Below are 17,902 nucleotides of genomic sequence, written 5' to 3' on the forward strand. Positions count from 1 at the left end.
CAATTAGTTAGCTGTTGAGCCGATAAAAATCCAGAGAGATCTGGATTTTTGTCTATGTGGAGACGGTGAATGGACGGCGAGGTTGTATTGCCGTTAGTTGCTGTTGGTAGAATCGATATTTTGGGATAGGTTAATCAGTGGCGATTTCGGTAGCGGGTGGAGTAAAACCCGGCAAAATCATAGAGATAGAACATAGGCTGCAAGAGTTACTCATTGTTGGCAAAGGCAAACCTGTCTCTATTCCTGATGAGATCCACGCAGAGCTTGAAGATGATGCTAATAAACTCGAAATTGAAAGAGACGCTATTCGAGCACGAATAGAGAAGCAGAATAAAGCCCAAGCGTTGTACAAGGTTGTTTCGGCCCAACTGATTACCAGTGTTAACCGTGCTATTGAACATCAGTTGTCGTCGCCAGAGCTGGTACTTGAGCATTCTAAGCTCGATGAAAAGCAAATCCTCTTACTTGAGCTACTGTATTCAAAGCGGGTTGATCTGTCACGTATACGCCCGTTAGTCATGGACTTACCTTGGTTACAGCGTGACTTAGTTAATATGATCAATAGTCCGATGTTTCGGCATCGTCGGCCGCAAACTTCAGACATTCAAGTGACTGATATCAAACTCGTGCTTAACTACATTGGTATTGAAAACCTGCAAGCGTTAATCCCCTATTTTTGCCTGCGTTACCTCATGCCGAGTGGTCAGCCTCAACTGTTGTGGGTGACTCGTAAACTATGGCGTTACAGCGTTATAAGTGCGATAGCGGCTCAGGCCTTAGTTGAGTTACACAATAAGGACCGCGCTTTTGCCTACAGTTGTAGCTTGATGAGTCAGCTTGGAACAACTTGCGTTATTAGCAATTGCGCTAAGATGTTTGATGCTACGTTGGGGAGTTGGTTGAGAGAAGCCAGTGCTAGCGGAGATAAAGAACTTTATGATGCAATCATGGCAACTGAGTTTCCGGCGATTGATGTTTATCAGCAAGCGTTAACGCACAGTGGTCCGCTCAATTGGCAGTTACTTAATCAGCTGAGTTTTGAACAGAGCCGTTTAACCAAAACGTTTAAAGCGATTGATGAGAGTCTTAAATATGCCGATCTTGATGAAGATTCAGCACTTATCGAAAGAGCTAACTGTTTTGCGAGGGTCTATCTATTAAAAGAGGCGGGTAATATTACCTCCCATGAATGCCGTTTAATGTACGATTACTATGAAATCTCCGAGCAAGAGTTGATCCGTTTGAATGGAAAAAACTATCGTAAATTAGCACTGTTTTAAGCCCGCTATAACGAAGAGTGCTCATTGTACAATCGTAGACTCATTCTCCCATGTTAATTAATCTCATTGAACATCGAATAGCCGTCCAAACATCCGCTAATTTCCGCCACTAAATAGTATACAATTATTTATCATTTAGACTCTTTTGGTTAGTTAATCAAATCTTGGTCAAAAAACTGTCTAATTTACGCTAACTCAGCCTATATACGCCATTTCGGTGAACTAGTTATGCAGTAATGCTGAATATTTAGTATTCAGAGGCGCTAGATAACTTTTTTATGACTAATTATGCTTAAACCCCCGCCATATACGCTTTGATAATTCTAAATCTCAACTCTTTATGCACTATAAGGCGTATTTGGTCCGATGAAGGTTGTGAAAAACTGGTATTTTGATCACGTTTTCGCTAATAATGTCTTCCTAGCAATACAAGCAACCGCGATGTCACCTATAAAAGATAAAGACATCAAGCGGAATACGACGGCTTTATCGCGGTCGATAATTTGAAAGGATGGAAGGAATGAGCGTTAAAATGAATCTTACACGTGCCCAGTTTGACGAAGTTATGGTGCCTAACTATGCGCCTTCAGCAGTAATCCCAGTGCGTGGCGAAGGTAGCCGAGTTTGGGATCAAGAAGGTAAAGAGTTTATCGATTTTGCTGGTGGTATTGCCGTTAACTGTTTAGGTCATTGTCATCCTGCTTTGGTTGGTGCGTTAAAAGAGCAAGGCGAGAAGCTTTGGCATCTATCTAACGTCATGACTAACGAACCTGCTCTTGAGCTTGCCACTAAGCTTGTTGAAGCGACATTTGCTGAGCGTGTTTATTTTGCTAACTCTGGCGCTGAAGCCAATGAAGCTGCACTTAAGCTAGTTCGTCGTTACGCGATGAATAAGTTTGGTGCTGAAAAAGATCAAATCATTGCATTTGATAAAGCATTCCACGGTCGTACTTTCTTTACGGTAAGCGTTGGCGGTCAAGCGGCTTACTCTGACGGTTTTGGTCCAAAGCCACAGAGCATCACTCATGTCCCATTCAATGATATTGCAGCACTAGAAGCGGTCTTTTCTGATAAGACTTGTGCAGTAATGATGGAGCCACTACAAGGTGAAGGCGGCATTATCGATGCTGATCCTGAGTTTCTAACAGCCGTGCGCGCGCTTTGTGATAAGCACAATGCATTGCTTGTATTTGATGAAGTTCAAACGGGTGTTGGTCGTCTAGGCGAACTATACGCTTACATGCGTGGCGATGTAGTACCAGATATTCTGACAACCGCTAAAGCATTGGGTGGCGGATTCCCAATCGCTGCGATGCTGACAACCAAAGAAATTGCTGAGCACCTTAAGATAGGTACTCATGGTTCAACTTACGGTGGTAATCCACTTGCTTGTGCTATCGGTAACGCAGTACTAGATGTGGTAAATACTCCAGAAGTCTTGGATGGCGTTAAAAAGCGTGAGCAATTGCTGCGTGATGGTCTGAGCAAGATCAATGACAAGTATGATGTTTTCTCTGAAGTCCGTGGCCAAGGCCTGTTGCTTGGTGCCGTGGTAAACGAAAAGTATCAAGGACGCGCTAAAGAGTTTTTAGTGGCAGGAATTGAAGAGGGTGTTATGAGCCTAGTGGCTGGCGCAAATGTTGTGCGTTTCACACCTTCACTCGTGATCCCTGAAGCTGACATCGCTGAAGGCCTAGCGCGTTTCGAGCGAGCTGTCGCTAAAGTAGTCGCAGCCTAAATTGGCAAACGAAGCGCTAGGTCACCTTAGCGCTTCTTTTTTGTCTTTAGGATACTTGATAGCTGCAGTGTCAGTATTGCCTGTTAAAGGCAATGCCTACCTGATAGCGACAAGTGATAGTGAGGAAACTCCTAGATGTTAATAATACGTCCAATCCGATCCACTGATTTTGACGCGCTATATCAAATAGCCGAAGAATCAGGACATGGATTCACATCTTTACCTGTAAACGAAGATCTTCTTAGACGCAAAATTGCGCGGGTTGAAGCTTCGTTTGAAAAACAAGTCGATAAGCCGTTTGATGAAGGCTATTTAATGGTGCTTGAAGACACAGAAACCAGCGAAGTCGTTGGTACTTGTGGTATTGAAGCGGCTGTTGGTATGGAAGATGCGTTCTACCATTACCGTCTTGGTACAGAGGTTTACCATTCCGAGCAAATTGGCGTGCGCAATGAAGTCGAGACGTTAACCTTATGTCATGACTATACTGGCGCCGCAGAGCTATGCACTTTGTTCTTGCGAGGAAGTTACCGCAAGAACAACAATGGCCGTATGTTGTCCCGAAGCCGTTTTCTCTTTTTAGCACAGCATGCCGCGCGTTTTGGCGAAACTGTGATTGCTGAAATGCGTGGCGAGAGCGATGACGAGGGTAACTCGCCTTTTTATGATTGGTTGCAAAAGCACTTTTTAGGCATTGATTTTATTGAAGCTGATTATTTATCAGGCCTAGGACAAAAGGCATTTATGGCGGAAATGATGCCAAAAAATGCAGTTTACGTGTGTTTATTGCCAGAAGAAGCGCAAAAAGTTATTGGTGAAGTACATGCCAATACTCGACCCGCGCTTAATCTATTGCAGGCAGAAGGTTTCAGATGTCGAGGTTACGTCGATATTTTTGATGGTGGACCCACCGTTGAATGTAACCTGCATGATATTCGCTCTATACGCGAAAGCCGCCTGTTAACGGTGACCATTGGTGATGCTCCAGCAGATGCACCAAGCTATATCGTTTCAAACACCCAACTCGCAAATTACCGCGCTACAGCTGCAAATCTAGCTGTATCAGAAGACAATGACAACGTGATCTTAGACGCTGAAACTGCTGCAGGCCTTATGGTTGCAGACGGTGAGCAGATCCGTGTATTGGCCATGTAGGAATAGAATATGACACAATTTATTGAAGGTAAGTGGATAGCAGGTTTAGGTCACGATGTGACATCAATTAACCCTGCAAACCAAGAAGTCATCTGGACAAGTAAAACGGCAACTCCAGCGCAAGTTAATACCGCGGTTGATGCTGCGCGTAACGCGCAATTTGATTGGTTTATGCTGGGTTTTGAAGCGCGTTTAGCGATTGTTGAAGCATACCGTGATCAGCTAGAAGCCAATAAGGCCGATATGGCTGAAGTGATTGCCCAAGAAACGGGTAAGCCACAATGGGAAACCGCAACAGAAGCGGGCGCTATGATCGGTAAAATCGGCTTGTCAGTGGCCGCTTATAATAAGCGTACGGGGACGTCTGAAAGTGAGATCCCTGCAGGACGTGCTGTATTGCGTCACAAGCCACATGGTGTGGTTGCGGTATTTGGCCCTTATAATTTCCCTGGTCACTTGCCTAATGGCCATATTGTACCTGCGCTACTTGCGGGTAACACAGTGGTATTCAAGCCATCAGAATTAACCCCTAAAGTGGCAGAGCTAATGCTTAAGCTTTGGGAAAAAGCAGGTCTACCTGCTGGCGTGCTTAACCTTGTTCAAGGCGAAGTTGAAACGGGTAAGGCGCTTGCGGCTCATCCACAAATCGACGGTTTGTTCTTCACGGGGAGCTCGCGTACGGGTCACATCTTGCATCAGCAATATGCCGGTGAACCAGGCAAAATCTTAGCACTTGAAATGGGGGGTAATAACCCACTTATTATTAAAGGTGTTGAAGATACTAAAGCTGCAGTACATGACATTATTCAATCTGCTTATATCTCATCAGGTCAGCGTTGCACTTGTGCTCGTCGTCTATACGTTGAGAAAGGTGCGCAAGGTGATGCACTGCTTGAACAACTCGCTGCCGCCGTTAAAAAGATTCAAGTGGGTGCGTGGAATGCACAGCCACAACCATTTATGGGCTCTATGATCTCAGAGTCTGCCGCAAAAGGCATGGTTGAAGCACAGCGTAACTTAGTTAACTTGGGCGCAGCTCCACTTGTTGAACTCACTCACCTAGAAGCGGGCACTGGTCTGGTTTCACCGGGTCTGATTGATGTGACTGATGTGATTGAGTTGCCTGATGAGGAGTACTTCGGTCCACTACTTCAAGTGATCCGTTATAGCGATTTTGATCAAGCAATCAAGCTGGCTAATGCTACTCGCTATGGTTTGTCTGCCGGTATACTTGCTGATAACCGTGAAGATTATGACTACTTTTTAGCGCGTATTCGTGCCGGTATTGTTAACTGGAATAAGCAGATAACAGGTGCGTCAGGTGCGGCACCATTTGGTGGCGTTGGTGCATCGGGTAATCACAGAGCTAGCGCATTTTATGCCGCTGATTACTGTGCATATCCAGTGGCTTCTGTTGAAGCGGATGCAGTGAGTCTGCCGGCGAAATTGAGCCCAGGCTTGAGCATTTAGTTTTAAGGTAAAGGGAAGAGCTTCGGGGCACTTCTTTATATCAAAGGCTTTGCTGAATCTGTTAAAGCCTTTGAGCAAGTATCAACAACATTTGATACGACGCAAATCTAGCAAGCATTAGTAGCTCTTACTTACCAACCTAGGTGGAGCTGCTAAATCCCTCAAATGTGTACAGCCGCGTGACATAAAAAACAATAAGCACGATGGCGTAAAGGAGTTAACGATGCACACTAATGTAAACGCGTTATTTGAAGCACTTTGGCAAGATTATATTGAGATGGCACCCTCTGCTGCTAAAGTTCATCAGTTACTTTCTAAGGGCGAGAAGATCATCAATGATCATATTGCACTGCGAACGTTTAATATCAGCAAGGTTAACCTTGACGTACTCGCTGCACATTTTGAATCAATCGGTTATGTCGCTTGTGGTGATTATAAGTTTGAAGCTAAAAAGCTTAACGCTAAGCATTTTGAACATCCTGATAGCACTCAGCCAAAGGTGTTCATCTCAGAGTTGTTGGTCGAAGAGTTTAGTGATGAACTCCAAACGACCATTAAAGGCCTAATTGAGCAGGTAGAACCAACGGCAACGACTGCCGATAATTTCCTGTATTCTGGACGCCATTGGGCGCTTGATTCTAAGACTTATGAGTCGTTATTAGCTGAAAGTGAGTATGCAGCTTGGGTTGCGGCATTTGGTTACCGAGCTAACCACTTTACGGTTTCAATTAATCATTTACCCAACTTTGATACCATTTTTGAAGTGAATGACGCACTAAAAACTGCCGGTTTTGTCCTTAATGCTGCTGGTGGTGAAGTGAAGGGCAGTGCTGAAGTGTTGCTCGAACAGTCGTCAACGATGGCAGATAAGCTTCAAGTTAGCTTCTCAGACGCTGTGGTTGAGATCCCTAGCTGTTTTTATGAGTTTGCTATACGTTATCCAAAAGCTGACGGAGAGCTTTACACAGGCTTTGTGGCTGCGTCTGCCGATAAGATTTTTGAAAGTACTAATGTGAATTAAATCGTCAATTTGGCCATTGGCTCAATGGTGAACTAAACAGGGTGCTAGATTTTTAGCATTAGACACAAAAAAGCCGGAGTCAATCCGGCTTTTTTGTGTCTAGATTTTACGGCTGATAAAGCCATTGGCATTAAACCGAAAAATGCAGTGTCACTTTAAGACCGGATAAAGATAAGCTGTGTTGAAATTGCAATACAATCTTATATTGTTCGGCAATATCCTTAACAATCGATAGTCCGAGTCCGTGGCCCATGGTGGCTTCATCTAAACGTTTTCCCCGATGAGTCAATAGCGCCAACTCTTCTGTTTTCACTCCTGGACCATCATCTTCAATACTGACAATGAGCTGCTGATCATGATTGCTGATACATACTCTAATTTCAGTGTCAGCCCATTTAAACGCGTTGTCTAATAAGTTACCCAGTAGTTCCATGCCATCTTCGCGATGCATGGGGAGTCGTCTGATGTCTGCTGGAATATCTAAGCGGCAATTGATGGTCTTAGTGCGATGCACTTTTTTTAGAGTCTGCACCAGATCTTCAATATCTTTAGGTAATTGCATTTGCGCCGCCGGTAACATATCACCGGTTATACGCGCTGCAGCGAGCTTTCTCTCAATCATTTTATGCACTAGATCGAGTTGTTTTTGTAATGCTTCTGCAGAATCAGGATCTTTTAAGCCTAATACTTCAACTTGTTGCTGCATGACCGCTAGCGGCGTTTTAAGCCCGTGGCTTAAGTTGCCTAAATTATTGCGACTACGCTCAATCTGCTTACTCGAATACAGTAAAAGCTCATTATAGTTCGAGGCTAATGGTTGCAATTCTAAGGGGATGGTATTGAGATCGAATGAAGATATTTCGCCTTCACGTAACCGAGCCAAAGTATCTTTCATTTGACTGACGGGTTTAAAGGATTGACGCAGCACCAAAAAAATCCCCATTATCATTGCCATCAACATAACAAGATTGACGATAAGCTTAGTACCATAAATTTCTGAGACTATTTTGCGACCAATACTTAAGTCTTGCGCTACGGTGAGTGTGGCATTGAGCCCTGAAGTATCAGAATTAAGACCTATCGATAACAGTTGAATATCATGATTTTGTGGCCCCTTGGTCTGCCATGCTCGCGTCTCCCCCTCTTTTAAGTCGGCAACTTCTAAGCGTTGATCCCACAGTGACCGCGATCTTAGCTCCTGCTCTGGCAGATCAAGTTGATAGTAGCGACCTGAATAGACGGGTTTATAGAAATTTGAAAGTTGGGTTTGATCAATGCTGAGGCTGCCGTCCTCGATGTGAGTGGCGAGTAATACTTGTTGAAGATCTTCTTGCAGCCTTGCAATAATCGAATCATGGAAGGCTTGGCGTAGCATGGACTCGAAAAAGACCAGCGCCACTATTGTGGCGATAACAACTAAGCCTGTTAACCACAGGCTTAGTTTGCTACGGATGGATATCATTGCACCACGCCGTGAAAAATATACCCCTGGCCGCGACGTGTTTCGATAGCGGTTTTACCCAATTTTTTACGAAGGTGAGTGACGTATACTTCAACAACATTACTCTCTTTTTCGTCGTCAAATTGATATAACTTATCGGTGAGCTGCGCTTTTGAAAGGAGTTTTTTAGGTGACATTAAGAATATCTTTAATAGCCTAAATTCCATTGCGGTTAGCTCAAAGGTATTTTCACCTATAGTGACAGATTGCTGTCCTTCGTCTAAAGCAACGCCAGCATAAGTGAGCTGTTTGTTAGGTGAGTTGGCTTTACCATGAGCACGTTGGATCAACGCTTGGATCCTGACAAGTAGCTCTTGGGTATGAAAAGGTTTACCTAAGTAGTCATCAGCGCCAGAGTTAAAGCCTTCGACTTTCTCATGCCATTGGCTCCGCGCAGTTAGCATGATAACCGGTGTATGTATGCCTTGTTCACGCCAGCGCTCGAGCAACTCAAGGCCATTACCGTCAGGTAAGCCAATGTCAAGGATCACGCAATCATATTGGGTTTCATTCATTAGATAATCAGCTTCGCTAATCTTGTCGGTAGCATCAGTGACATAGCCTGCTTGCTTAAGCTGTTTTAGCAGTTCTTCAACAAGTAGGGTGTTATCTTCAACAAGGAGTAATTTCATAAAGTGTGCTCTCAATCGTGCCTGTAGCGTTAATCGCGCTTAGCTTTTGACTGGTAATGTTAACTCAAAAGTAATGCAAAGCTATGTGTTTTATATATTACAGTGTTTCTGCAATACAACGACTTGGCATTTTTGCTGGGTTAGTGAGTTGTCCGTTACGTGCATTTAGGATCAGATCTACAATCTCACCATTTGGGTTGCGAATTTGTATTTCATACAGCCAATTGCCATCATATTGGTAAAGATGGGCATCGATAAGCTTACCGTGACAGATAGCTTTGATGCCAACAAGTGTAACGTCTAATGACAGGATTTGACCACTCTTCACCAGCAGTTGCGCTTGATAGTGCTGCACTTCCACTTTTTGATTGGCAAATACCAATATGGGGAGTTTTAGTAAGCAAACTAAAATGCTTAAATAAATAGCAATTTTCAAGCGGTACTCCTAAAAAAAAATGGCCTGAGATTAATCTCAGACCATTTTATAGAAGCTGTATTAAACCGAGCTTAATACTGTATTAGCGAGTACCGTATACTACGATAGTCTTACCATGAGCTTGTATAAGGCTTTGTTCTTCTAGCATTTTCAAGATACGACCAACAGTCTCGCGAGAACAACCAACAATCTGGCCAATCTCTTGACGAGTGATCTTAATCTGCATGCCGTCAGGATGCGTCATCGCATCTGGCTGCTTAGCTAGATGAAGCAATGTCTGCGCGATTCTGCCAGCAACGTCTAAGAAGGCTAAGTCACCCACTTTTTGGCTTGTGCTGTGCAGGCGGTGAGCCATTTGTGAAGAAAGCTTCATCAAAATTTCAGGATTAACCTGAATGAGTTGCTTAAATTTCTTATATGAAATTTCAGCAATCTCACAGGCTTGCTTAGCACGAACCCAAGCAGTACGTTCAGCTTGTTCTTCGAACAGACCTAATTCACCGATAAAGTCGCCCTGGTTAAGGTAAGAAAGAATCATCTCTTTACCTTCTTCGTCTTTAATCAAGACGGCTACAGAGCCTTTTACGATGTAATAAAGCGTATCTGAATCTTCACCAGCGTGGATCAAAGTGCTTTTGGCTGGATACTTATGAATGTGACAGTGTGATAAAAACCATTCCAAAGTAGGATCCGGTTTTGGCTTTCCAATCAGAGCCATGCCTATGTTCCTCGACTGATTTACGTTAAGAGTAAGAATATGCTAATTAAGCATCTTACGTCAATTAAGCAGATGAAACCTTGATGGAAGTCTTACTTTAGACTTATCGCATAAAGGTAACTAGCTATGATGATAGTCTTTTATTCTGATACATTAGTAATATATGTCAACTTATTACGTCTTTTCCAATAATAGTATGGTTAACTCTGCAAGCGATATCACATCTTGTTTGGTCGCTGGCAGTTAGGCGAATCATCGCTTAATACAAGGCTGGATTTAATGTCATAAATTCGGACGCTTTTAATGAGAGTGATTCTCATTTGTATAGTTAAGGGCTTTATCCTCGACTTTTGTCTGAATTTCTGGCTAACTGCTAAAAGATATAGTTCAGCATTGATCAATTAGCCATGCTTGAGTTGTTTGATTTAATAGGAGCGCGTGTGAAGTTTAGACCTTGGATTTTAAATACTGTAGTGGTCTTTTTGATAGCCGCGAGCCCTGCTGCTCAAGCTTTTTCAATTCCTCAGCCTGTAGGCACAGCTGAAGCCAGCCGGGTAGCACATATCCATTTGAAAGCGGCTCACGGTGATTCCGATGCCCAATATCTACTTGGGTTGATGTATTTGTCTGGACGATTTGTTGAACAGAACCAAACTGTAGGCATGGAGTGGGTGACCCGCGCTGCTAAGCAAGGCCATGCTAAAGCGCAGCAAACAGTCGCTGACTTGGCGTTTGAAGGCAGCATAGTGACTCGTGACCTGCCAACGGCAAAACAGTGGTACACGGCGCTGAGTAAGCAGGGCAATAAGCGGGCTGACTTTAGATTAGGCTTTATTTATGCTGCTGGTGGCGAAGGGGTTGAGCGTAATTGTGGTAAAGCGGTAGAGCAATTTAAGCTGGTCGGCGATGAGATCTCATTAAGTAATGTTGCTTGGATTTTAGCGACGTGTCCAGAAGCTAAGTATCGAGACGGTGACCAAGCATTAGCGCTGTCACTTAATCTGCTAAAAGCGAATAAAAAAGACCCGACCACATTGGATAACCTTGCCGCAGCGTATGCGGAAGTTGGCGATTTTGATGCAGCCATTTCTACTCAGCAAAAAGCGATTGAGGCATTAGCACTCACCTCTGATCAAAGTAAGACGGGTGCGTTTATCCAGCGATTGGAAACATACCAAAACTTTGAGCCCTTTCGTGAAGTGGTGCCTTTAATCGGTAATTAATACTCATCAAATTTGAAAAGCGCTTAAGTGATTAAGCGCTTTTTTTGTGTCTCGAATAAACCCATTCAACTAGTTATTACCTCTAATCAAATATGGAAATCCACAGACCTACTCAATCGAGGCTGTTATCTGCGGCCATGTTCCGGAGGATAATCTGATCAATATGGATGTGGAATTCACTGGATGTTGATTGTTAAGAGAGGTTAGCGAGTATTTCCAAGGAGATGAACAGATCAACATGGGGATAGAATTCACTTTATTTAGAGGTTAGCCAGCATGCCCAAGGTAATAAACAGATCAAGATGGGGGAATTCACCGCCAAGAGCATGCTAACTTATCGTTCTTTCGCCTGAAATCCCGATAAGCCAAAGTCTACAGAACCTACCTTAAACAAATCTTAAGACTGTGAATCGTCGGATTGAATTACTCATTTTCTGGTGTGATTAGCTGCAGTCGTTTATCCATTAAGTCCTTAACCAGTGGGGTTAGGATCAGTTCCATAGCCAACGACATCTTGCCACCTGGCACCACTAACGTGTTGATGCGAGACATAAAGGAGCCTTGGATCATCCGCAAGTAATAAGGGAAGTCGACGTTTTTAATGCCACGAAAACGGATCACCACAAAGCTCTCATCTAAGCTCGGGATGCTTTTTGCACTAAAAGGGTTCGAGGTATCTACGGTTGGCACCCGTTGAAAATTAATATGGGTGCGAGAGAATTGTGGTGTCATATGGTTAATATAATCGTCCATACTGCGCACTATCGAGTCCATGACTTTTTCACGGCTATGACCTCGTTCAGAAGTGTCTCGAATAATCTTTTGAATCCACTCTAAATTAACAATAGGTACCATACCTATCAGCAGATCGACATGCTGTGCCACGTCACAATCATCGGTGACTACGCCGCCGTGTAGACCTTCATAATAAAGCATTTCGGTATTTTCGGGCAGCGGATGCCACTGGGTGAAAGTGCCTGGCATTTGGTTGAATGGAACGGCTTCGTCAAAGGTATGCAGGTATGCGCGGGTCTCACCTTGGCCTGTGCTGCCATAGTCGCTAAAGCATTGCTCTAAACGTTGAAAATCGTTGGCCTCAGGGCCAAAGTAACTGATGTTACGATTTTCAGTTTTTTCTTTACGGATCATCACCGCCATTTCTGGGCGAGTGAAATGATGAAAGCTATCGCCTTCAACAATGACTGCATTAATCCCAAGTTGCCTAAAGATATGATTGAATGCAGTTGTTGTCGTTGTCGTACCGGCACCGGATGAGCCTGTAACAGCAATAATAGGATGTTTCGCTGACATTTTTTTACCTAAAATAGAGACAGTTGAATATCACCTGGACACCGCCAAATATGGCTAATGGTTTTGATCCTGCAACAAATCTGGTTCTTCAAAAACTGTATGTGAATTTTATACCCATTCTACTTCAAAGTGCCTGTTTCAGAGCTGCCTGAGCGGAGCCAATTCAAGGCGCACAGTTGTAATAATGGTTGTTCCCTTATCAAACTGCGCAACGAAAAAAGTGGCTTTGCTCAGGCGCTCCCTTTGGGTGGGTTTAAAAGTGATTTAAACCGCGTAACTGAACTTGACAATAAACCAGCTATTGCGCTGCGCCCAAAGCCTTGTTTAAGTCACTTTTAATTCCCACTGAAATCATACATCTTGAAGTTGATTGGGTATAGTTATACGTATTCGAATCTCTCAGGTCAATCTTGAGCTGGATCCATTGTTACAATATCTTCTTTACGCCTAATTGCGATAGATTCTTCTTCTTCGCTAAACTCGACCACTAATTCGCCACGCGCGAGTGCGGCACGACAGGTCGAAATCGCACTCTTCATACTGTCTGCATCAGTACCTGAAAAACTGCCATCTTCTAGCTGGCCAATAAGAAACTCTTTGATAATGTTTTCAAATGTTTCAGGGGGCAATTGGTTTAATGATTCATACGGAACTAGCATGGTTTATTCTCAGGTTGATTGAGGTGAGAGGTTAAAAAAGACAAAATTCTCTTTTCAATATAGTAGCGTGGGCGCCATGGCGTACCGCCTTCAATAAAGCCGACATGGCCACCATTCTCATGTAATTCATATTCGACCTGTGCCGCTAACTGGTCACTCGTCGGGATCACTGCATGGGTCATAAAGGGATCATCTTTGGCATGGATCACTAAGGTTGGTTTTTGAATTGTGCTCAAATATGGAAGACCGCTGGCGCGATGGTAATAGTCGTCCACACCATTAAAACCGTGCAGTGGCGCCGTTATCTGATCATCAAAAGCATAAAAAGTGGTCAATTTTTCAATTTCAGCTTTGCCAATAGGCATTAGGGCTTGTAGTGCAGGAGTCGATAATTTGCCAATCATCTTCTCCTGCAGTTGTTTGATTAGATAGCTCTGGTACACCTTTGAAAAGCCGCTCTCTAGGCGTTTAGCGCATGCAGCAAGGTGTAACGGTGCAGAGATGGCAACGGCTCGATCAATTAAGCTTTTCTCTTGTTGTTCGCCTTGATACTTAATCAAAACGTTACCACCAAGACTATACCCCACAGCCAGTAAAGGGGAGTCCGGATAGCGTTGTTTAAGTAGCATCAGAGTCGCCTGAATATCTTGAGTATCACCGCTATGATAACCCCTGACCAGCCTATTTAATTCGCCAGAGCAACTTCGATGATGATGTACTACGGCGCATCGTTTTTGCGTTTTACATTCGGCCAGAATACGGCGTGCATAATGAGACGCTGAACTGCCCTCTAGGCCATGTACGATAACAACAATGACCTGGCCTGTTTGGGGCTTACCTTGCCAGTCAAGATCAATAAAATCACCATCGTCTAACTCTAATCTTTCCCTTTCTAACGGTGGTCTGTCCACTTTGGTTAGCACGGGTAAAATCGTTTGGATATGGGGGTTTTTAGCCCACCAGGCAGGTGAAAATTTGTGTGTCATCATAATTGGCTATTGCTGAAAATTAAAACGTGTGTTTAATTGTTATTATGACAAGAGTGTAACACAGATCGAAAAAGCAAATTTGGAGCGCTTTAACTCAGTGTCTTAGTGGTGATTAGGCAAGATGAAAACCCCACCTTTTATCAACGTCAGCTTTTATAAAAAGCCAATAATAACAATAAGAGGACAAGATGGAACGACGTACTTTTATAACGACTGCATTAGCTGGAACGGCATGCCTAGCACTAGGCGTTAATTATTGTTCTACCGATTACATCAATGTCAATCCTAAGCTTGATGGTAAACATCGACTGCTTTTTAGCGTATTACTGCCAGTATTTCTCGACGGTGCACTACCTGACGTACCTGGGTTAAAAAGAGATGCTGAAAACCGCACCTTAGATGCTATTGAACAAACGATCTTGTTGTTACCCGAAGATAGCCAGGCCGAGCTTGAACAGTTGTTAGACTTATTAGAAGGGCGATTAGGACTGTTAATTCTTACGGGCAGCATGACGCCACTGATGATGCGTAACAGCGTGGAGTTAATAGAGATGCTGCAAGGATGGCGTACAAGCTATATCGAAATGATGGTGACAGCTTATCAAGGCTTAAGAGAGTTGGTCATGGCAAGCTATTACTCGGACCCGGAGCATTGGAGCCGATTACATTACGCTAAGCCCGATTTTCTTGAGGAGATTAATTGATGTTATTCGTAAACCGTGTCGGTTGTGAGGAGTAATTTGTGGCCATTGAAGATCCGATTGTTACTGGGCTAAATTCGGGCTGGGCGCATATTAATGCGGGACAGTTAACATCAAATCAAACGTTTGAAGCTGATGTGGTTATTGTGGGGAGTGGCGCTGGAGGCGGAACTGCCGCAGAGATCCTCACTAATGCTGGCTTGTCAGTCATTATTGTTGAGGGCGGGCCTCTGAAGTCTTCTAAAGACTTTGTTATGGAGGAGCGGACCGCTTATCCTGATCTCTACCAACAAGCAGCTGGAATGAAGACAACCGATAAAGCGATTGGTATTTTTCAGGGCCGAGCTGTAGGGGGCTCCACTACGATTAATTGGACGACATCTATCCGAACTCCAGATCCCGCTTTAGCTTATTGGGCCTCAAAAAAATCGGTCGTCGGACTTTCAACAGATGAGTTGACACCTTGGTTCAAAAAAATGGAACAGCGGCTCAATATCAGTGAATGGACATTCGATCCTAATCGCAATAATGCCGCTTTAAAAGAAGGGTGTGAGCAGTTAGGTTGGGATTACACTGTTATTAAGCGCAATGTAAAAGGGTGCTGGAATACAGGGTATTGCGGTATGGGCTGCCCGGTGAATGCTAAACAATCAATGTTGGTAACCACAATACCTGCTGCGTTAGAGCAGGGCGCGACACTGGTCAGTCAGGCCAAAGTGATGAAGCTTGAGCATCATAATGACAAAATTTATGCATTAAAAGCACAGGCATTAGACAGTAATATGAAACCGTTACCGGTGGAGATCGTCTTCAAGGCAAAGCACTATATTCTGGCCGCGGGTGCAATCCATACACCGACGATAATGTTGCGCTCAAAGTTACCTGATCCATATGAGATTATCGGTAAACGGACTTTCCTGCATCCCAGTTTACTTAGTGGTGCTATTTTCTCTGATCCCATTAATGGTCATAGTGGCGCGCCACAATCCATTTATTCAGATGAGTTTGTATGGAAAAATGGCGTCGATGGCGAGCTCGGTTATAAGCTAGAAGTACCGCCCATTCATCCTATTTTGATCGCATCCAAAACGATAGGTTACGGACAAAGTCATGCTGAATTAATGGCGAACTTTAACCAACTACAAGTCACCATCGCGTTGGTTAGAGATGGTTATCATGAGAACAGTCCTGGCGGTGAGGTTAAGTTAACCGATCATGGCAGTACGTTAGACTACACGCTCACGGATGCTTTTTGGCGAGCAGCAAGACGCGCTTACGCCAGTATGGCTGAGCTGCAATTTGCCGCCGGAGCCAACAAGGTGTTACCCATTAGTGAGGGCATGCCTTATTTAAACAGTTGGCCCGAAGCTAAAAAGGCGATTGCGGAGATGGACTTGGCGCCATTAAAGACGGTTGTTGCCTCTGCACACGTGATGGGAGGGTGTCCGTTAGGGGAAGACCCTAAAATGTCGATGGTCAATAGTTACGGTGAGTCTCACTACTTTGAAAACTTATCGGTAATGGATGGATCCATATTTCCCACGAGTTTAGGTGCAAACCCGCAATTGTCGATATACGGAATAACGGCACGCAATGCGACTCGTCTTGCAGAAAAATTGACCGCCAGTTAAACAACAATATTTTGAGTATTAAAAAAGCCCGCTGATAACAGCGGGCTTTTTATTGTTCAATAATCTATCTTAGCATTTACAGTGGTGCTATTAGGCCACTGTTAATGTTGCTAATATCATCTTCATTCAATGTACCTGCAGCTTGCTTAAGCGCAATGATTGAATTGATATAGCCATAACGCGCATCAGACAGTTTACGTTTTGAATCGTATAAGTCTCGAGTACGGTTTAACACGTCAACGATAGTACGAGTGCCCACTTCAAAACCGGCTTGAGTTGCTTTTAGTGCACTCTCTGATGAGATCACTGATTGCTCATATGCACGGATTGAACTGATCGAAGCGCCAACGTTGTTAAAGTTATTACGGATATCTTTAACGACTTTACGGTGTGTCTGTTCAAGCTTCTCACTTGCTTCAACATACTGATACTGAGCTTGATTGACTTGAGAAGTGACTTTAAAGCCTTCAAAAATAGGAATGCTCAGTGTGACACCAACTGTGCCATTATCGAAGTCAGGTTGGTTAATACCACCGGTGTCTTGTTCAATTCCCTTCTTATATCCTGCATTTAGGCTCAGTGAAGGCATGTGACCGGCTTTATAAAGCGTAATGGTCTCTTCGGCAATATCTTTACCAATACGTGTTGTCATTAAATCAACGTTATTGGTTTCTGCTATTTTGACCCAGTCAGCCGATATTGCGGGGGCAATGGGGGCTGCAGAAAAACGGTTAGTGTCTAAGATATTAATACTCTTATGATCAATACCGGTAATTTCACGCAGTGCTTCATAGCTATTGGCAAGTGTATTTTCAGCTAGAATTTCAGTTGCGTTGGCTAAATCATATTGTGCTTGAGCTTCATGCACGTCGGTAATTGCGGTAAGACCTACGGCAAAACGTTGTTTTGTTTGTTCAAGTTGGCGATCAATTGCACGTTTCTCTGAACCTTGGAACTCGTAGTTATCTTTTGCGGTAAGGACATCGAAGTATGCTGTCGTGACACGGATAATCAAATTTTGCAGCGAAGATGCATATGCTGAGTCAGCTTGAGATGCCGCTTTTTCTGCCAAGCTTAAACCTACCCATGCACTGTGATCATAGATAACTTGATTTAAAGAAATGCCACCAACGATGCCGCTGGTATCTTCAGCGGTGTTTGCTGAATTATCGTTCCACGCTTTATCGTAACCGACATTGGCACTAATGGTTGGCAATAGCGGTGCACGTTGCTCTTCTATTTGCTCATAAAGTGCATCACGCTGTGCTTTGGCTTGCAGCGCAATAGGATCACTGGTTAATGCTTGTTGATATATCTGTAGAAGGTCGTCGGCATGTGCGACCTGAGCAGAGACGGCCAGCGTCAGTGCGGCACATAGATAGCGGATCTTGAATTTCATTTGCTGTCCTTTTAGACAAAATTCCCCATTGAGGAGCG

The 17,902-nt window shown here is 43.8% G+C and carries 16 protein-coding genes; 8 read left to right on the forward strand and 8 right to left on the reverse strand.

Annotated elements, in window-relative coordinates; all coding sequences use genetic code 11:
- The first annotated feature begins 137 nt into the window (after nt 1-137).
- From CXF86_RS12340 to CXF86_RS12360, 5 genes are all read left to right on the forward strand, one after another.
- Entirely contained in the window at nt 138-1,280 is a 1,143-nt protein-coding gene (locus CXF86_RS12340) for an HDOD domain-containing protein (RefSeq protein WP_101092563.1), read from the forward strand.
- Between the two features lie 520 nt (nt 1,281-1,800).
- On the forward strand, nt 1,801-3,018 hold the full coding sequence (locus CXF86_RS12345; protein WP_101092562.1) for an aspartate aminotransferase family protein: 1,218 nt from the start codon (nt 1,801-1,803) through the stop codon (nt 3,016-3,018).
- Between the two features lie 135 nt (nt 3,019-3,153).
- Complete coding sequence (astA, locus tag CXF86_RS12350) at nt 3,154-4,173, forward strand: arginine N-succinyltransferase (RefSeq protein WP_101092561.1); 1,020 nt, start codon at nt 3,154-3,156, stop codon at nt 4,171-4,173.
- A gap of 9 nt (nt 4,174-4,182) precedes the next feature.
- Nucleotides 4,183-5,643: a succinylglutamate-semialdehyde dehydrogenase gene (astD, locus tag CXF86_RS12355; protein WP_101092560.1), complete on the forward strand. Its 1,461-nt coding sequence runs from the start codon at nt 4,183-4,185 to the stop codon at nt 5,641-5,643.
- A gap of 223 nt (nt 5,644-5,866) precedes the next feature.
- Nucleotides 5,867-6,664, forward strand: a complete 798-nt coding sequence (locus tag CXF86_RS12360; protein WP_101092559.1) for a DUF1338 domain-containing protein — start codon at nt 5,867-5,869, stop codon at nt 6,662-6,664.
- Between the two features lie 130 nt (nt 6,665-6,794).
- Here CXF86_RS12360 and CXF86_RS12365 read toward each other — a convergent pair whose 3' ends face one another.
- From CXF86_RS12365 to crp, 4 genes are all read right to left on the reverse strand, one after another.
- Complete coding sequence (locus CXF86_RS12365; RefSeq protein WP_102039124.1) at nt 6,795-8,126, reverse strand: ATP-binding protein; 1,332 nt, start codon at nt 8,124-8,126, stop codon at nt 6,795-6,797.
- On the reverse strand, nt 8,123-8,797 hold the full coding sequence (locus tag CXF86_RS12370) for a response regulator transcription factor (RefSeq protein ID WP_102039125.1): 675 nt from the start codon (nt 8,795-8,797) through the stop codon (nt 8,123-8,125). Before CXF86_RS12370 ends, CXF86_RS12365 begins: the two co-directional genes overlap by 4 nt.
- Before the next feature lie 97 nt (nt 8,798-8,894).
- Nucleotides 8,895-9,233, reverse strand: coding sequence for a PepSY domain-containing protein (locus CXF86_RS12375; RefSeq protein ID WP_102039126.1), 339 nt, complete (start codon nt 9,231-9,233; stop codon nt 8,895-8,897).
- 82 nt (nt 9,234-9,315) lie between these two features.
- Nucleotides 9,316-9,951 carry a cAMP-activated global transcriptional regulator CRP gene (gene crp, locus CXF86_RS12380; RefSeq protein WP_101092555.1) on the reverse strand — a complete coding sequence of 212 codons (636 nt, stop codon included), beginning with the start codon at nt 9,949-9,951 and terminating at the stop codon, nt 9,316-9,318.
- Between the two features lie 440 nt (nt 9,952-10,391).
- On the opposite strand from crp, the gene CXF86_RS12385 reads away from it, so the two are divergent.
- Entirely contained in the window at nt 10,392-11,174 is a 783-nt protein-coding gene (locus tag CXF86_RS12385; protein WP_101092620.1) for a tetratricopeptide repeat protein, read from the forward strand.
- A gap of 423 nt (nt 11,175-11,597) precedes the next feature.
- On the opposite strand, the gene CXF86_RS12390 is transcribed toward CXF86_RS12385, so the two are convergent.
- The 3 genes from CXF86_RS12390 to CXF86_RS12405 form a co-directional block, all read right to left on the reverse strand.
- The gene (locus CXF86_RS12390) at nt 11,598-12,485 is read right to left on the reverse strand and encodes a phosphoribulokinase (protein ID WP_101092554.1); all 888 of its coding nucleotides are present in this window, start codon (nt 12,483-12,485) and stop codon (nt 11,598-11,600) included.
- 404 nt (nt 12,486-12,889) lie between these two features.
- Entirely contained in the window at nt 12,890-13,144 is a 255-nt protein-coding gene (locus CXF86_RS12400; protein ID WP_101092553.1) for a YheU family protein, read from the reverse strand.
- A complete protein-coding gene (locus tag CXF86_RS12405) occupies nt 13,138-14,130 on the reverse strand; it encodes a hydrolase (RefSeq protein ID WP_102039128.1) in 993 nt (330 codons plus the stop codon). The genes CXF86_RS12400 and CXF86_RS12405 overlap by 7 nt, the downstream gene beginning before the upstream one ends.
- A 191-nt stretch (nt 14,131-14,321) precedes the next feature.
- On the opposite strand from CXF86_RS12405, the gene CXF86_RS12410 reads away from it, so the two are divergent.
- Both CXF86_RS12410 and CXF86_RS12415 read left to right on the forward strand, forming a co-directional pair.
- On the forward strand, nt 14,322-14,837 hold the full coding sequence (locus CXF86_RS12410; RefSeq protein ID WP_101092551.1) for a TAT leader-containing periplasmic protein: 516 nt from the start codon (nt 14,322-14,324) through the stop codon (nt 14,835-14,837).
- A gap of 38 nt (nt 14,838-14,875) precedes the next feature.
- Nucleotides 14,876-16,465, forward strand: a complete 1,590-nt coding sequence (locus CXF86_RS12415; RefSeq protein ID WP_102039129.1) for a GMC family oxidoreductase — start codon at nt 14,876-14,878, stop codon at nt 16,463-16,465.
- Nucleotides 16,466-16,541: 76 nt separating this feature from the next.
- On the opposite strand, the gene tolC is transcribed toward CXF86_RS12415, so the two are convergent.
- Entirely contained in the window at nt 16,542-17,864 is a 1,323-nt protein-coding gene (tolC, locus tag CXF86_RS12420) for an outer membrane channel protein TolC (RefSeq protein WP_101092549.1), read from the reverse strand.
- Nucleotides 17,865-17,902: the final 38 nt, after the last annotated feature.

Origin of the sequence: Shewanella sp. GutCb, assembly GCF_002836135.1 — a bacterium.
In the GTDB taxonomy this organism is placed as follows: domain Bacteria; phylum Pseudomonadota; class Gammaproteobacteria; order Enterobacterales; family Shewanellaceae; genus Shewanella.

What these genes read in the sequence shown, in the direction of transcription:
- CXF86_RS12345 (WP_101092562.1), top strand. Translation starts at nt 1,801, where the DNA reads ATGAGCGTTAAAATGAATCTTACACGTGCCCAGTTTGACGAAGTTATG.
- astA (WP_101092561.1), top strand. Translation starts at nt 3,154, where the DNA reads ATGTTAATAATACGTCCAATCCGATCCACTGATTTTGACGCGCTATAT.
- astD (WP_101092560.1), top strand. Translation starts at nt 4,183, where the DNA reads ATGACACAATTTATTGAAGGTAAGTGGATAGCAGGTTTAGGTCACGAT.
- CXF86_RS12360 (WP_101092559.1), top strand. Translation starts at nt 5,867, where the DNA reads ATGCACACTAATGTAAACGCGTTATTTGAAGCACTTTGGCAAGATTAT.
- CXF86_RS12365 (WP_102039124.1), bottom strand. Translation starts at nt 8,126, where the DNA reads ATGATATCCATCCGTAGCAAACTAAGCCTGTGGTTAACAGGCTTAGTT.
- CXF86_RS12370 (WP_102039125.1), bottom strand. Translation starts at nt 8,797, where the DNA reads ATGAAATTACTCCTTGTTGAAGATAACACCCTACTTGTTGAAGAACTG.
- crp (WP_101092555.1), bottom strand. Translation starts at nt 9,951, where the DNA reads ATGGCTCTGATTGGAAAGCCAAAACCGGATCCTACTTTGGAATGGTTT.
- CXF86_RS12390 (WP_101092554.1), bottom strand. Translation starts at nt 12,485, where the DNA reads ATGTCAGCGAAACATCCTATTATTGCTGTTACAGGCTCATCCGGTGCC.
- CXF86_RS12400 (WP_101092553.1), bottom strand. Translation starts at nt 13,144, where the DNA reads ATGCTAGTTCCGTATGAATCATTAAACCAATTGCCCCCTGAAACATTT.
- CXF86_RS12405 (WP_102039128.1), bottom strand. Translation starts at nt 14,130, where the DNA reads ATGACACACAAATTTTCACCTGCCTGGTGGGCTAAAAACCCCCATATC.
- CXF86_RS12410 (WP_101092551.1), top strand. Translation starts at nt 14,322, where the DNA reads ATGGAACGACGTACTTTTATAACGACTGCATTAGCTGGAACGGCATGC.
- tolC (WP_101092549.1), bottom strand. Translation starts at nt 17,864, where the DNA reads ATGAAATTCAAGATCCGCTATCTATGTGCCGCACTGACGCTGGCCGTC.